At 62.9% G+C, this 13141-nt stretch carries 15 protein-coding genes and 1 tRNA gene; 8 read left to right on the forward strand and 8 right to left on the reverse strand.

Translation table 11 applies throughout. The annotated features are described in order from the left end of the window. Window positions 1-30 precede the first annotated feature (30 nt). The 3 genes from dnaB to B5G34_RS10565 form a co-directional block, all read right to left on the reverse strand. Entirely contained in the window at window positions 31-1383 is a 1353-nt protein-coding gene (gene dnaB / locus B5G34_RS10555; protein WP_087336969.1) for a replicative DNA helicase, read from the reverse strand. A 208-nt stretch (window positions 1384-1591) separates the two neighbouring features. Further along, window positions 1592-2038, reverse strand: a complete 447-nt coding sequence (gene rplI / locus B5G34_RS10560) for a 50S ribosomal protein L9 (protein ID WP_087336972.1) — start codon at window positions 2036-2038, stop codon at window positions 1592-1594. Between the two features lie 53 nt (window positions 2039-2091). Further along, complete coding sequence (locus tag B5G34_RS10565; RefSeq protein WP_087336975.1) at window positions 2092-4086, reverse strand: DHH family phosphoesterase; 1995 nt, start codon at window positions 4084-4086, stop codon at window positions 2092-2094. Window positions 4087-4319: 233 nt separating this feature from the next. Here B5G34_RS10565 and B5G34_RS10570 point away from each other — a divergent pair, with 233 nt between their 5' ends. Together B5G34_RS10570 and B5G34_RS18770 are read left to right on the forward strand one after the other, a co-directional pair. Further along, a complete protein-coding gene (locus B5G34_RS10570) occupies window positions 4320-5384 on the forward strand; it encodes a branched-chain amino acid aminotransferase (RefSeq protein WP_087336978.1) in 1065 nt (354 codons plus the stop codon). A gap of 198 nt (window positions 5385-5582) precedes the next feature. Further along, complete coding sequence (locus B5G34_RS18770) at window positions 5583-6596, forward strand: hypothetical protein (protein WP_087336981.1); 1014 nt, start codon at window positions 5583-5585, stop codon at window positions 6594-6596. A gap of 3 nt (window positions 6597-6599) precedes the next feature. On the opposite strand, the gene B5G34_RS10580 is transcribed toward B5G34_RS18770, so the two are convergent. Next, window positions 6600-7457 carry an RluA family pseudouridine synthase gene (locus B5G34_RS10580; RefSeq protein ID WP_087336985.1) on the reverse strand — a complete coding sequence of 286 codons (858 nt, stop codon included), beginning with the start codon at window positions 7455-7457 and terminating at the stop codon, window positions 6600-6602. 31 nt (window positions 7458-7488) lie between these two features. Between B5G34_RS10580 and B5G34_RS10585 the strand changes: the two genes are divergently transcribed. Then, window positions 7489-8217: a nitroreductase family protein gene (locus B5G34_RS10585; protein WP_087336987.1), complete on the forward strand. Its 729-nt coding sequence runs from the start codon at window positions 7489-7491 to the stop codon at window positions 8215-8217. Window positions 8218-8288: 71 nt separating this feature from the next. On the opposite strand, the gene B5G34_RS10590 is transcribed toward B5G34_RS10585, so the two are convergent. Both B5G34_RS10590 and B5G34_RS10595 read right to left on the reverse strand, forming a co-directional pair. Next, entirely contained in the window at window positions 8289-8564 is a 276-nt protein-coding gene (locus tag B5G34_RS10590) for a metal-sensing transcriptional repressor (protein ID WP_087336989.1), read from the reverse strand. 59 nt (window positions 8565-8623) lie between these two features. Continuing rightward, window positions 8624-9019, reverse strand: coding sequence for a hypothetical protein (locus B5G34_RS10595; RefSeq protein ID WP_087336992.1), 396 nt, complete (start codon window positions 9017-9019; stop codon window positions 8624-8626). Window positions 9020-9221: 202 nt separating this feature from the next. On the opposite strand from B5G34_RS10595, the gene B5G34_RS10600 reads away from it, so the two are divergent. Next, entirely contained in the window at window positions 9222-9701 is a 480-nt protein-coding gene (locus B5G34_RS10600; protein WP_087336995.1) for a deaminase, read from the forward strand. On the opposite strand, the gene B5G34_RS10605 is transcribed toward B5G34_RS10600, so the two are convergent. Further along, window positions 9619-9942 (reverse strand): helix-turn-helix transcriptional regulator, encoded by a 324-nt coding sequence (locus tag B5G34_RS10605; RefSeq protein WP_343286567.1) that lies wholly within the window; start codon window positions 9940-9942, stop codon window positions 9619-9621. The two genes, B5G34_RS10600 and B5G34_RS10605, sit on opposite strands and share 83 nt — an antisense overlap. Before the next feature lie 200 nt (window positions 9943-10142). Here B5G34_RS10605 and B5G34_RS10610 point away from each other — a divergent pair. Beyond that, window positions 10143-10218 (forward strand) — tRNA-Ala (locus tag B5G34_RS10610). A gap of 45 nt (window positions 10219-10263) precedes the next feature. Here B5G34_RS10610 and B5G34_RS10615 read toward each other — a convergent pair. Next, window positions 10264-10506: a hypothetical protein gene (locus B5G34_RS10615; protein WP_140397229.1), complete on the reverse strand. Its 243-nt coding sequence runs from the start codon at window positions 10504-10506 to the stop codon at window positions 10264-10266. Between the two features lie 162 nt (window positions 10507-10668). Between B5G34_RS10615 and yfbR the strand changes: the two genes are divergently transcribed. The 3 genes from yfbR (at window position 10669) to B5G34_RS10630 (ending at window position 13099) form a co-directional block, all read left to right on the forward strand. Next, window positions 10669-11256 carry a 5'-deoxynucleotidase gene (yfbR, locus tag B5G34_RS10620; protein ID WP_087337003.1) on the forward strand — a complete coding sequence of 196 codons (588 nt, stop codon included), beginning with the start codon at window positions 10669-10671 and terminating at the stop codon, window positions 11254-11256. A 44-nt stretch (window positions 11257-11300) separates the two neighbouring features. Then, a complete protein-coding gene (locus B5G34_RS10625) occupies window positions 11301-11570 on the forward strand; it encodes an ACT domain-containing protein (protein WP_087337006.1) in 270 nt (89 codons plus the stop codon). 170 nt (window positions 11571-11740) lie between these two features. Continuing rightward, window positions 11741-13099 (forward strand): PFL family protein, encoded by a 1359-nt coding sequence (locus B5G34_RS10630; RefSeq protein WP_087337009.1) that lies wholly within the window; start codon window positions 11741-11743, stop codon window positions 13097-13099. The last annotated feature ends 42 nt before the right edge of the window (window positions 13100-13141 follow it).

Here is a 13141-nt window from a genome sequence, read left to right on the forward strand (position 1 = left end):
ATTCTCCTGTGATATTCCGTAGGGGTGGTGCTAATATTCGCTGTGCCGCCGGTCAATGGAGGAGAAGGTGGTGTACTCGGGCAGCCACTGCAGCTCCACCTTGCCGGTCTCACCGTGGCGGTTTTTGGCGATAATGCACTCGGCCACGTTGTGGTTCTCGCTGTTCTCATTATAATAGTCGTCCCGGTAGAGGAACATGACGATGTCGGCGTCCTGCTCGATGGCGCCCGACTCACGCAGGTCGGACAGCATGGGCCGCTTGTCCGACCGGCTCTCCGGGCCACGGGACAGCTGGGACAGGCAGACCACCGGCACATTGAGCTCCTTGGCCATGATCTTCAGGGCACGGGAGATGTCGGAGACGATCTGCTGCCGGTTGTCGCTGCTGCGGGTGGGACCGCCGGCGGAGGTCATGAGCTGGAGGTAGTCTATGACCACCAGTCCCAGATTATCCACCCGGCGGCACTTGGCGTTCATGTCCGCCACGCTGAGGGAGGGGTTGTCGTCAATGAGGATCTGGGTCTGGTTGAGGGCAGCCGAGGCGGCGGCGATCTTGGACCAGTCCTCCTCCCCCAGCTTGCCGGTGACCAGCTTCTTGTTGTCCACAAAGGCCTCGCCGGAGATGAGGCGCATGGCCAGCTGCTCCCGGCTCATTTCCAGGGAGAAGAAGACCACCGTCTTGCCGGAGAATTTGCCGGCGTGGAGCAGCATGTTCAGGGCAAAGGAGGTCTTGCCCATGCCGGGGCGGGCGGCCAGCAGAATCAGGTCGGACTTGTTCAGGCCGGAGATGGCCCGGTCCACGTCGGGCAGGCCGGTGGACAGGCCGGGCACCTCGGAATCGCTGAGGGCCAGCTCGTTGAGCCGCTCGTACACGTTGAGGATCACACTGGAGATGTGGGCCAGTCCCTGGGAGGCACGGCCCTGGCGGATGGCATAGATCCGCTGCTCGGCGGCCTCCAGCACCTCCTGTCCGGTGCCGGTGCCCTCCTGCACCAGGGCGGTCAGGTCCCCGGCGGTCTCGGCGATGCGGCGGAGCAGGGCCTTGTCCTTGACGATGGCCACATACTCCTTCACATTGGCCGCTGTGGGGGTGACCTCCATGAGCTGGAGGATATAGTTCCGGGAGGTATTCTCGTCGTACACCCCGTTCTGGCGCATGTGATCCAGAACGGTCACCGGGTCGATGGTGAGGGAGAAGTTGAACATGGAGTAGATGGTCTCATAGATCTCCCGGTTGGTGCGCAGGTAGAAATCCTCGGGCTTGAGCTCCTCGATGACCTCGGGAATGCACCGGGCGTCAATGAGCATGGCGCCCAGCACGCTCTGCTCGGCCTCCACGCTGTGGGGCATCTGCCGCAGCAGCAGTTCCTCTTCGGTTGCCATGTTCCTTCACCTCCCCTGGACGGGCCGATGTGGGCATCGGCCCCTACTCTGTATCTGTTTGATAATCTGTTTTCCGGGGAATTCATTTCTCCGGAAAACACCTCGACCCGCGCCGCGGGGCGCGAAACCGGGGGTATCAAAACCGTTGTGCCGCAGCGCGGCGCGGCGGTTTTGTATCTAGGGGGTATGGGATACCCCCTAGATGTTCTTAGGCCTCGGCCACGACCACCTTCAGGGTGCCGGTGACCTCATAGCCCAGCTTCACCTTCAGCTCATAGGTGCCGAAGGCCTTGATGGGCTCGTCCTGGACGATCTTGGTCTTCTGGATGGTGATGCCGTGCTGGGCGCTGAGGGCGTCGGCGATCTCCTTGGTGGTAACAGCGCCGAAGAGCCGTCCGCCGTTGCCCGCCTTGGCGGTCACCTTGACGGAGAGCTCCTTCAGCTTGGCGGCGGTGGCCTCGGCCTCCGCCTTCTCGGCGGCCTCCTGAGCCTTCTTGGCCTTCTCCTGCATCTTCATGGTGTTGATATTCTCCGCGGTGGCGGGGACCGCCAGCTTGCGGGGGAGAAGGAAGTTGCGGGCGTAGCCGTCGCTGGCCTCGATCATCTGGCCCTTCTTGCCCTGGCCCTTTACATCCTGCTGCAAAATCACTTTCATGGTTATTCGTCCTTTCTTATGGCTGCGGGCAGGTCAGGGACCCGCCCCGATGGTTATTCGTCTTCAAGGTATTGGTCAATGGCCTGGAGGAGCATCTTGGTGACCTCATCCACGGTCTTGCCGGGTACCTGGGCGCCGGCGGTGGCGGCGTTGCCGCCGCCTCCCAGCTTCTCCAGCACCACCTGTACGTTCACATCCCCCATGCTGCGGGCGGACAGGATGACCCGTCCCTCCTGGTCGGGGAAGAGCACAAAGGAGGTGTCGATGCCCGAAATGTTCAGCAGCTCGTCGGCGGCCTGGGCGGCGGTGATGCGTCCCACGGTATGGTCCACCCGGGCCACGGCGATGCCGTCCTTGTATATCCGGGCGGTCTGGATGATGTCATACCGGGCGATGGTGCCCTCCAGATCGTTCTGGAACAGCTTCTTCACGTCGCCGGTGTCGGCGCCGGAGCGGCGCAGGAAGGCGGCCGCCTCAAAGGTGCGGCTGCCGGTGCGCATGGTAAACTGCTTGGTGTCCAGCACCATGCCCGCCAGCAGGGCCTCCGCCTCGATCTTCAGCAGGTCGGCGGGCTCCAGCAGGTACTGGGACAGCTCGGTGACCAGCTCACTGGCGGAGGAGGCGTAGGGCTCATGGAAGTTGAGGGCCGCGTCGGCGATATAGGAGGAGGCCCGGCGGTGGTGGTCGATGACCGCCACCTTGTGCACCGCCTCCAGCAGATCCTGGCTCACCACCTGCTCGGGGCGGTTGGTGTCCACCACCACCAGCAGGCAGTTGGAGTCGGCCAGCAGAATGGCGTCCTGGGGGGAGAGGAACACGTCCTTGTACTCGGGCACCTGGCCCAGCCGGTCGCTCATCTCGCTGGCCGGGTTGACCCCCGGCTCCCGCACGATATGGACGGGGGTGCCCTTCTTCCGGGCCATGGCGCACACGCCGGCGGCGGCGCCGATGCAGTCCAGGTCGGGGTACTTGTGGCCCATGACGAACACGGTGGAGGCATCGGCCATCAGCTCGCCCAGGGCGTTGGCCATAACCCGGCTCTTCACCTTGGTGCGCTTCTCCAGCTCCTTGGTGCGGCCGCCGAAGAACTCGAAGTTGAACTTGTTCTTCACTACCACCTGGTCGCCGCCCCGGGAGAGGGCCATCTCCACCGACAGAGCGGCGTACTGGAACAGGTCCCCAAAGTTGTCCCCGTCCTTGCCGATGCCGATGGACAGGGTGGCCTGGATGCCCGAGGGGCTGGTCACCTGGCGCACGGTATCCAGGATGGAGAACTTGCCCTCCTGGAACTGGGCCAGAAAGCGCTCCTCAAAAAGGAACAGGTAGCGGTCCCGCTCGTACCGGGTAAAGACGCCCTGGGCGGGGGCCACCCACTGGGCCAGCCGGTCGTCGATCTCACTGCGCATGGCCGACTTGGCGCTGTCGTTGGCCCCCTTCATCAGCTCCTCGTAGTTGTCCACCGTCAGGATGGCCACCACGGGGCGGGTGGCGTAGAACTCGTCCCGCACGGTGGCAAAGTCGGTGACGTCCACCCAGTAGGTGGTGGCCAGGTAGCCCCGGGCCCCCTGCTCCTCGGTGCGGACCAGATGGCCGTACACCAGGAAGCGCCGCTCCCCGATGCGCACCTCGGTGGGGCACTCGGTCTTGCCCTCCATGAGCCAGCGGGAGGAGAAGTCGGGCACCGCCGCGGTGATCTTGGTGTCGAAGAGATGCTCCCGCTCCCCGGTGATCTGGAGGAAGCGGTCATTGGACCAGATGACCTCGTCATTTTCCGGCCGGAAAATGACCATGGGCAGGGGGGCATTCACCATGGTGTCCTTGGTGGCCGAGTCCATATTGCAGGTCACATTCTCGATGTACTTGAGGATCTCCTTCTGCCGCAGGGAATTGCTGCGGCGGAAATAGAGGTACAGGATCACCACCACCGCCACCTCCGCCGCCGCCGCGGGCAGGGAGAAAAAGGCGGTCACCGCGGCAAATACGATGAGGCATACAAAGTACAGCCGCAGACTGGGTTCCACCAGGTGGGATAATTTGTTCTTCCGCATAGGGACCTCCCAAACGCGTTCAATTACAAGATGACATGTTATTATATCAAAGGTAGCGGCTAAAAACAAGTACGCTTGTCCCTCTTCTTCCCCTGTGATACAATAAGGACGGCGGGCATCGGCCGCTATACCGGCCGGTATCTTTTTCTGCTATTGTATCACGGTTTACATTCTTTTCCCCTTCACCCTGCCATACTGAAAACAAGCAATGAAACTGCAAGGAGGCCATCCTGATGAAGGAATATCCCGTTCAGCGTGCAGCAGTGCTCAAGCCCAAGCCCGACCCCTCCACGCTGGTGTTCGGCAGAACCTTTACCGACCACATGTTTTTGATGGACTACACCGACGGCCAGGGCTGGCACGACGGGCGCATCGTCCCCTACGGCCCCATCGCCCTGGACCCCTCCGCCATGGTGTTTCACTACGCCCAGGAGGTCTTTGAGGGCCTGAAGGCCTACCGCTCCCCCGACGGCACCGTTCAGCTCTTCCGTCCCACTGAGAACATCAAACGCATCAACTCCTCCTGCGAGCGTATGTGCATCCCGCCCCTGGACGAGGAGGACGCCCTGGCCGCCATCGAGCAGCTGGTGCGGCTGGAGGCCGACTGGGTCCCCGATCAGCCGGGCACCTCTCTGTACATCCGCCCCTTCATCATCGCCACCACCCCCACTCTGGGCGTCCATGCCGCCCACAACTACATCTTCGCCATCATCACCTGCCCCGTGGGCGCCTACTACGCCGAGGGCATCAACCCGGTGAAGATCTATGTGGAGAGCGACGACGTCCGGGCCGTCAAGGGCGGCACCGGCTACACCAAGTGCGGCGGCAACTACGCCGCCTCCATCCGGGCCGGTGAGCGAGCCGAGCAGAACGGCTATGCCCAGGTGCTGTGGCTGGACGGCGTCCACCGCAAGTACATTGAAGAAGTGGGCTCCATGAACGTCATGTTCCAGATCGGCGACACGGTGGTCACCCCCATGCTCACCGGCTCCGTCCTCCCCGGCATCACCCGCAAGTCCTGCATCGAGCTGATGCGCGACTGGGGCCTGAAGGTGGAGGAGCGGCTCATTACCGCCGAGGAGCTCTTTGAAGCTGGCGCCAACGGCACCCTGAAAGAAGCCTGGGGCACCGGCACCGCCGCGGTTGTCTCCCCCATCGGTGAGATGGGCTGGGAGGACAAGCACGTGGTGGTCAACGAGGGCAAGATCGGCCCTCTGGCCCAGAAGCTGTACGATACCCTCACCGGCATTCAGTGGGGCACCAAGCCCGATCCCCACGGCTGGGTCGTCAAACTGTAACCTTCCCATTTCCTATACCTTCCCAGACGAAGGGCGGGGCCGTACGGCCCCGCCCTTCGTCGTTTTCTTGGGAAATCGTGACGTTTCCCTGTAGATTTATTTAGCTTTCTTCCCCCAAAACCGCCGCCATGCTACAATCACCTCCACGGCTCCAGCCCCAAAGTGGCTGGCCCATTTCATCGAACGAGGTGTTTTGTCATGCATCGACGGAAAACCGCGCCCCTGCTGCTTCTGGCGCTTCTGCTGACCCTGTCGGCCTGCGGCCGCCCCACGCTCCCTTTCCTGACCGGAGGGGTAGACGTCCAGGCCGAAGCCGCCCGGCTGGCCAATGCCCAGCTGGGCCAGCTGGCCGACCGACTCACCACGGAGGAGCGGGGCCGGATCCTGTTCCTGCTGGAGCAGCTGGTCCCCCTGCGGCAGGCCCGTGCCCAGGCAAACCGCTGGGAGCTGTCTCCCCAGGAGGAGGACCTGGTGGCCCAGCTCAACCAGCTCTATCAGGATCTGACTCAGCGCTATCTGGAGGAGCCCGAGGAGCCGGAGGGGGAAGAGGAGCCCCCCACCCTGGCCCAATATGAGATCGGGGCGGACGGCACCCTGATCCCCGACAAGTCGGACAAGGCGGAGTACCGGACCCTGTGGGACAAGGTGAATGCCCTGCTGCCCCAGGGCAGCCTGAAGCCCTTCACCCGCTTCACCATCTTCACCGACGGAGAGGCCGACATTCTGGCCTATGTGGTCCCGGCGGACGATGAGGGAGCCCGGTGGGAGCTGGCGGTGGACCCGGAGGACGCCGACGATCCCGTGGAGTTCACTGAGACGGTATACCACGAGTACGCCCACTACCTGACCCTCAACAACCATCAGGTCTCCTACGGCGTACCCAAGCGGTACGACTGCTACGGGGAGAACGATATGACCAGCAACCCGGACTCCTACCTCAACGCCTTCTATCAGCGCTTCTGGAAGGACTATCTGGACGACCGGCTGGCCGACCCGGAAAGTGACAGCTTCTATCTGCGGCATGAGGACGACTTCATCACCAGCTATGCCGCCACTGACCCCACCGAGGACATCGCCGAGAGTTTCTCCTATTTCGTCCTCTACGACAAGCCCCAGGGCACGGCGGTATGGGAGCAGAAGCAGAGCTTCTTTTACGACTACCCCGAGCTGGTGGCCTTCCGGGATCAGGCCCGGGCCAGACTGGGGCTGTGACCCTTACCGGGTCAGGGCCCGGAAGCCCCTGGGGGCCTCCGCCCGGAAGATGCGTTCCTCCCCGCTGAAGGGGTCGGTGAGCACCAGCTCATGGGCGTGGAGGCACAACCGCCCCAGGGGATCGGTTTCGGCACCGTAGTCCCGGTCTCCGGCCACGGGACAGCCCAGCTCGCTGAGATGGGCCCGGATCTGATTTTTCCGGCCGGTATCCAGATCCACCTCCAAAAGTGCATATTTCTTTCCGCGACTCAGGGTGGTATAATGGGTCACCGCCTCCTTGCCGCCGGAGCGCACCGAGTACACCTTGTGGGCGGCGTTCTCCCGCAGCAGAGTGCGGATGGTGTCGGAATCCCTGGGGGGCGCCCCCTCCACCACCGCCAGATAGCCCCGGCGGCCCACCAGCTCATCCCAGTTGTCCTGAAAGGCCCGCTTGGTCTCCTCGTCCTTGGCGAAGAGGAGCACGCCGGAGGTGTCCCGGTCCAGCCGGTGGACGATGAACACCCGGCGGCGGGGATCGGACTTGCGGACATAGTCGGTGGCCAGGCGGTAGGCGGTGCGGTGCTTCTCCTTGTCGCTGGCCATGCTCAGCAGTCCCGCCGGCTTTTCGATGACCAGCAGCCGCCCGTCCTCATAGAGGATGGGGAAGGGGGCCTTTTTGTCCCCCGCCCCCTGGGGAAGGACGGTGACGGTCTGTCCCGGCATCAGGGGATGGTCGTGGCGGGTGACGGTCTTGCCGTCCACCTGGACCTGCCCCCGGGTGAGCAGGGATTTGACATTGTTGCGGCTCTTGCCCGCCACATGGGCCAGCAGGAAGGGCAGCAGAGTATCCTGCCCCTCTACGGAATAGCACTTTTCTTGCATAGTTTCACATCCTGTCAGGAGGTTTTTGGTTATGAACGACGTGCTCCACCAGCTCCACGACCGCAAATCGGTGCGGGCCTATCTGGAGAAGCCCATTGCCGCGGAGGACAAGCGGGCCATTCTGGAGGCGGCCTGCGCCGCCCCCACAGCAGGCAATCAGCAGCTGTACACCATTCTGGATATCACCGACCAGAGCCTGAAGGACACGCTGGCGGAGACCTGCGACCACCAGCCCTTCATCGCCCAGGCCCCCCTGGTGCTCATCTTCTGCGCCGACTGCCAGAAGTGGTACGACGCCTTTGCCGCCGGGGGCTGCAATCCCCGGAAGCCGGGGGTGGGGGACCTGCTGCTGGCCTGCTCCGACGCCAACATCGCCGCCCAGAACGCGGTGACCGCCGCCTGGAGCCTGGGGATCGGCTCCTGCTACATCGGGGACATCCTGGAGCAGTACGAGACCCACCGGCATCTGCTGAATCTGCCGGAGTACGTGGTGCCCGCCGCCATGGTGGTGTTCGGCTACCCCACCGCTCAGCAGCAGGCCAGAGAGAAGCCCCGCCGCCGGGCCCTGCCCTACATCGTACACCAGAACGGCTACCGCCGGATGGACGCCGGGGAGCTGGAGCGGATGCTCTCCGACAACGCCGGACAGCGGCCCTACGCCGACTGGCTGCGGGCCTTCTGCGACCGGAAATACAACTCCGACTTCTCCCGGGAGATGAGCCGGTCGGCATCGGAATATCTGAAGGCCTTTCAGGACTGAGTCATCTACAGGCAGTATACCGTGCGCCCACACAAAAAACAAGCTGTGCCGCCTTTGCGGCACAGCTTGTTTCAGCTCATGCGGGAAAAATGCTCAATGGCCTTGGCAAACTCGGCGATGGTGCGGTCGGCGTCCCCGTGCTCGATGCCGTCCCGGACGCAGTGGTTGAGGTGGCCCTCCAGCACCACCTGCCCCACCTTGTGCAGGGCGCTCTTGGCGGCGTTGATCTGCATCAGCAGTTCCTCGCAGGGGATATCCTCGTCCACCATCCGGTCGATGGCGTTGAGCTGGCCGATGATCTTTTTCAGTCTGCGGTGCAGGTTGTCGGCGTCCATACACTGTCTCATGGTAATTCCCCTTTCGGTCAAAAAGGGCCGCTGCCTGGGGCAGCGGCTCTTTTTCGGTTTCAGCTGCGTTCTTCGAAGCTGGCGCCGCAGTTGCGGCAGTTGACGGTAATTTTTCCCTTGCCCCGGGGCACTCGCAGGTACTGCCCGCAGTTGGGACACTTGAAGTAGCGGTGCTCCTTGTCCCGGTGGACGGTGCGCCGCATTTTGAACCAGCGGATCACCGGTCCCGCCAGGGCCAGGAAACGGGCGTTTTCCGCCCGGCGGCGGTCGATGCGGCGGGAGAAGATGCGCCACAGGTCCCACACCAGAATCACCAGGGCCACCCAGGAGATCCACTCCATATGGGGCAGCCCCGAAACCAGAATCAGCACCACATACAGGAAAAGCAGGAAAAAGGAGAGATGATCGCTGCCATACCGTCCATACATCAGTTTTCTGAAGAAATTCATGAGCATGAAATACGGTCGTCTCCTTCAATGTAAAATAGGATACACTTTTGATGTCTCTATGATAGCGCCTGCGGCTTTTTTCGTCAAGAACGCAACCGTAAACATTTCATGAACGATGGACCGGAAGTCATTGTCCCCCTTGCGGTCCCGGCCAAAAACCGGTATACTGGCGGTATGAATTTTCACTCAGGTGAAAGGAGGCGCGCCCATGGGCCGCATCGACAAGGAAAACTACTATTTGGATATCGCCCAGACCGTGGCCGAGCGGGCCACCTGCCTGCGCCGCTGCTACGGCGCCATTCTGGTCAAGAGCGACGAGATCATCGCCACCGGCTACAACGGCGCCCCCCGGGGCCGCAGAAACTGCGTGGATCTGAACTACTGCACCCGGGAGGCCCTCAACATCCCCTCCGGCCAGCGGTACGAGCTGTGCCGCTCGGTCCACGCCGAGGCCAACGCCATCATCTCCGCCGCCCGCAGCGAGACCATCGGCGCCACTCTGTACATGGCCTGCGTGGACCCCGCCACCGGGGAGCTCATCGCCGGCTCCACCTCCTGCTCCATGTGCCGCCGGCTCATCATCAACGCCGGCATCCAGCGGGTGGTCATCCGCAACACCAAGACGGACTACTCGGTGGTCCATGTGGAGGACTGGATCCGGGAGGACGACTCCCTGCCCCAGACCTGACCGCAAAAAAGCCGCCGGACCCTGCCGGCTCCGGCGGCCCCTCCACCTGGAGCAGTTCATTTAAGGTGATCCCGAACAGCCTGGACAGGGCAATCAATTTATCGGTATCGGGCACCGCCCCGTCGGCTTCCCACTTGCTGACCGCCTGACGGGATACCCCCAGCTTGTCCCCCAGCCCCTCCTGGGAGAGCCCCAGCCGGGTGCGGTGGTCCTGGATGCGCTGACCCAGCGTCATGTCCATCCCCCTCCTTTCGCTGTCTCTATCCTAGCGTCCGGCGGCCCAAAAGGCAAGGGCCGCCCCCTTCCATCCTGTCAACCGGCAGTTGACAACACCCTGCTCTAAAATTTTTTGAGAAAAATGAAAAAAAGTGTTGACAGCAAAGGGTGGCCGTGCTAAAATACAATTCGTTCGGTCGGCCTGACCGGCCGCCAAGTGAATATGGGGGTATAGCTCAGCTGGGAGAGCGCTTGAATGGCATTCAAGAGGTCAGCGGTTCGATCCCGCTTATCTCCACCAAAAGACCTGAAACTAGAGTTTCAGGTCTTTTTTTGCTGTTGGGCCCTACTCATCTATGCTGCGTCCGCAGTGGGGGCAGAAGGGCCCCGTGCTTCGGTCCAGATATTTCCCGCAATGGGGGCACCGGTAGAACAGAAGCTGAAACCCCAGCCCGCACAGCATGACCACCACGCCTATGGTAGTCAGCAGATGGATCTCCGCCAGCACTCCCCCGGCAGCCAGGGCACCTCCCACGCCTAACATCAGCCAGACGATCCTTCTGACTTTTTTGGGCGGCAATGGTTTCACGCTGTTTCACCTCCGTGTTTCCTAATTTACAGGCATAGTATACCATCCCCCGGAACGCCCGGCAATGCAAATTGCCGGGCGGGAAATCTTTGGGCCCTCCCGTTTACACCGCCGTGCATTTATGGTAAAATAACTTGTTTCGATGGAATAGGGGGATTACGGATGGAATCACAGCCCTTTTTTGCCTATTTATCCCGCATGCGGTACATCAGCCGCTGGGGGCTCATGCGCAACACCTTTCAGGAAAACATTCAGGAGCACTCCCATATGGTGGCGGTGCTCTCCCACGCCCTGGCGGTGATCCGGCGGGATGTGTTCGGCAAGGAGGCCGACCCCGGTCTGGCCGCCATGGCAGCCCTGTACCATGACGCCCCGGAGATCCTTACCGGCGATCTGCCCACCCCCATCAAGTACTACGACCCCCAGATCCGGGACGCCTACAAAAAGGTGGAGGAGGTTTCCGCCGGCAAGCTGCTGGACATGCTGCCGGAGGAGCTGCGCCCCGCCTTCTCTCCCCTGCTGCGGGAGGAGTACGACCCGGACACCAAGGCTCTGGTGAAGGCGGCGGACAAGCTGTCCGCCCACATCAAGTGCCTGGAGGAGCTGAAGGCGGGCAACACCGAGTTCCAGCAGGCCGCCCGGCAGACCCTGGACGCTCTGAAGGGCTACGGCCTGCCCGAGGTGGACTATTTTCTGGAGCATTTCCTCCCCGCCTTCGGCATGACCCTGGATGAGATGGGCCGGACCTGAGCCGGTTCCCGTTTCCATATCGAGAAATAAAGGAGTTATCAGCTATGAAAGCCATTGTCACCGTTCTGGGCAAGGACCGGGTGGGCATCATGTCCATGGTGTGCGGTCTGCTGGCCCAGCACAACGTCAACGTTCTGGATATCAGCCAGACCATCCTGCAGGATTATTTCACCATGGTCATGCTGGTGGACGCCTCCCAGGCTGACCTGCCCTTTGCCGATCTGGCCGCCCTGCTGGAGCAGGAGGGCAAGGACCGGGATCTGTCCATCCGCGCCCAGCGGGAGGACATTTTCAACGCCATGCATCGCATTTGAGGAAGCGCGGAGCCGCCGAGCAGGGGAGCCTGGACCGGAGCGAGGGCGAGCGCAGGGCCGCTTTGCGGCCCGCAGACCAGCCCGAGACGAAGGGAAGGCGACCCGACCGCGAGGCGTGCGCAGCGTGACAAGAAACGATGATCGTCCGACGATAAGGAGTACATCACTTTATGATCAACGCCAACGAAATTTTTGATACCATCCATATGATCGACCAGCAGCATCTGGATGTGCGTACCATTACCATGGGCATCTCCCTGCTGGACTGCGCCGACTCCGATCCCAACGCCGCCTGCCGCAAGATCTACGACAAGATCACCCGCCAGGCCGAGCACCTGGTGGCCACCGGCGAGGCCATTGAGCGGGAGTTCGGAATCCCCATCGTCAACAAGCGGATCTCTGTGACCCCCATGGCTCTGGTGGCCGGGGCCTCCGAGACGGGAAGCTATGTTCCCTTCGCCGTGGCCATGGACAACGCCGCCAAGGCAGTGGGCGTCAACTTCATCGGCGGCTTCTCCGCCCTGGTGCAGAAGGGGGCCACCCGTGCCGACCGGAAGCTCATCGCCTCCATCCCCGAAGCCCTGGCCCGCACCGAACTGGTGTGCGCCAGCGTCAACGTGGGCTCTACCAAGGCGGGCATCAATATGAACGCCGTGGGCGTCATGGGCCGCACCATCAAGGAGTGCGCCCAGCTCACCGCCGACCAGGGGGGCTTCGGCTGCGCCAAGCTGGTGGTGTTCTGCAATGCTGTGGAGGACAACCCCTTCATGGCCGGCGCCTTCCACGGCGTGGGTGAGCCCGACTGCATCATCAACGTGGGCGTGTCCGGCCCCGGCGTGGTGCACCACGCCCTGAAGGACGTGAAGGGCCAGCCCTTCGACGTGGTGGCCGAGACCATCAAAAAGACCGCCTTCCGGGTAACCCGCATGGGTCAGCTGGTGGCTCAGGAGGCCAGCCGCCGCCTGGGTGTGCCCTTCGGCATCGTGGACCTGTCCCTGGCCCCCACCCCCGCCATCGGCGACTCGGTGGCCCGCATTCTGGAGGAGATGGGCCTGGAGACCTGCGGCACCCACGGCACCACCGCCGCTCTGGCCCTGCTGAACGACGCGGTGAAGAAGGGCGGCGTTATGGCCTCCTCCCACGTGGGCGGCCTGTCCGGCGCCTTCATCCCCGTTAGTGAGGACGAGGGCATGATCGCCGCCGCCCGCTCCGGCGTACTCCACCTGGACAAGCTGGAGGCCATGACCTGCGTGTGCTCCGTGGGCCTGGATATGATCGCCGTCCCCGGCGACACCTCTGCCGCCACCATCTCCGCCATCATCGCCGACGAGGCTGCCATCGGCATGGTCAACTCCAAGACCACCGCCGTGCGCATCATCCCCGCCCCCGGCAAGGTGGTGGGCGACACGGTGGAGTTCGGCGGCCTGCTGGGCTCCGCCCCCGTCATGCCCGTCCATCCCCAGAGTGCCGAGGCCTTCGTGGCCCGGGGCGGCCGTATCCCCGCCCCCATGCAGAGCCTGAAGAACTGAGTCCAGGGGGGACGTTGTCCCCCCTGGATACAAAACCGCCGC

The sequence above is a fragment of the Flavonifractor sp. An82 genome (assembly GCF_002159265.1).
GTDB lineage: Bacteria > Bacillota > Clostridia > Oscillospirales > Oscillospiraceae > Flavonifractor.

What these genes read in the sequence shown, in the direction of transcription:
- dnaB (WP_087336969.1), bottom strand. Translation starts at nt 1,383, where the DNA reads ATGGCAACCGAAGAGGAACTGCTGCTGCGGCAGATGCCCCACAGCGTG.
- rplI (WP_087336972.1), bottom strand. Translation starts at nt 2,038, where the DNA reads ATGAAAGTGATTTTGCAGCAGGATGTAAAGGGCCAGGGCAAGAAGGGC.
- B5G34_RS10565 (WP_087336975.1), bottom strand. Translation starts at nt 4,086, where the DNA reads ATGCGGAAGAACAAATTATCCCACCTGGTGGAACCCAGTCTGCGGCTG.
- B5G34_RS10570 (WP_087336978.1), top strand. Translation starts at nt 4,320, where the DNA reads ATGAAGGAATATCCCGTTCAGCGTGCAGCAGTGCTCAAGCCCAAGCCC.
- B5G34_RS18770 (WP_087336981.1), top strand. Translation starts at nt 5,583, where the DNA reads ATGCATCGACGGAAAACCGCGCCCCTGCTGCTTCTGGCGCTTCTGCTG.
- B5G34_RS10580 (WP_087336985.1), bottom strand. Translation starts at nt 7,457, where the DNA reads ATGCAAGAAAAGTGCTATTCCGTAGAGGGGCAGGATACTCTGCTGCCC.
- B5G34_RS10585 (WP_087336987.1), top strand. Translation starts at nt 7,489, where the DNA reads ATGAACGACGTGCTCCACCAGCTCCACGACCGCAAATCGGTGCGGGCC.
- B5G34_RS10590 (WP_087336989.1), bottom strand. Translation starts at nt 8,564, where the DNA reads ATGAGACAGTGTATGGACGCCGACAACCTGCACCGCAGACTGAAAAAG.
- B5G34_RS10595 (WP_087336992.1), bottom strand. Translation starts at nt 9,019, where the DNA reads ATGCTCATGAATTTCTTCAGAAAACTGATGTATGGACGGTATGGCAGC.
- B5G34_RS10600 (WP_087336995.1), top strand. Translation starts at nt 9,222, where the DNA reads ATGGGCCGCATCGACAAGGAAAACTACTATTTGGATATCGCCCAGACC.
- B5G34_RS10605 (WP_343286567.1), bottom strand. Translation starts at nt 9,942, where the DNA reads ATGGACATGACGCTGGGTCAGCGCATCCAGGACCACCGCACCCGGCTG.
- yfbR (WP_087337003.1), top strand. Translation starts at nt 10,669, where the DNA reads ATGGAATCACAGCCCTTTTTTGCCTATTTATCCCGCATGCGGTACATC.
- B5G34_RS10625 (WP_087337006.1), top strand. Translation starts at nt 11,301, where the DNA reads ATGAAAGCCATTGTCACCGTTCTGGGCAAGGACCGGGTGGGCATCATG.
- B5G34_RS10630 (WP_087337009.1), top strand. Translation starts at nt 11,741, where the DNA reads ATGATCAACGCCAACGAAATTTTTGATACCATCCATATGATCGACCAG.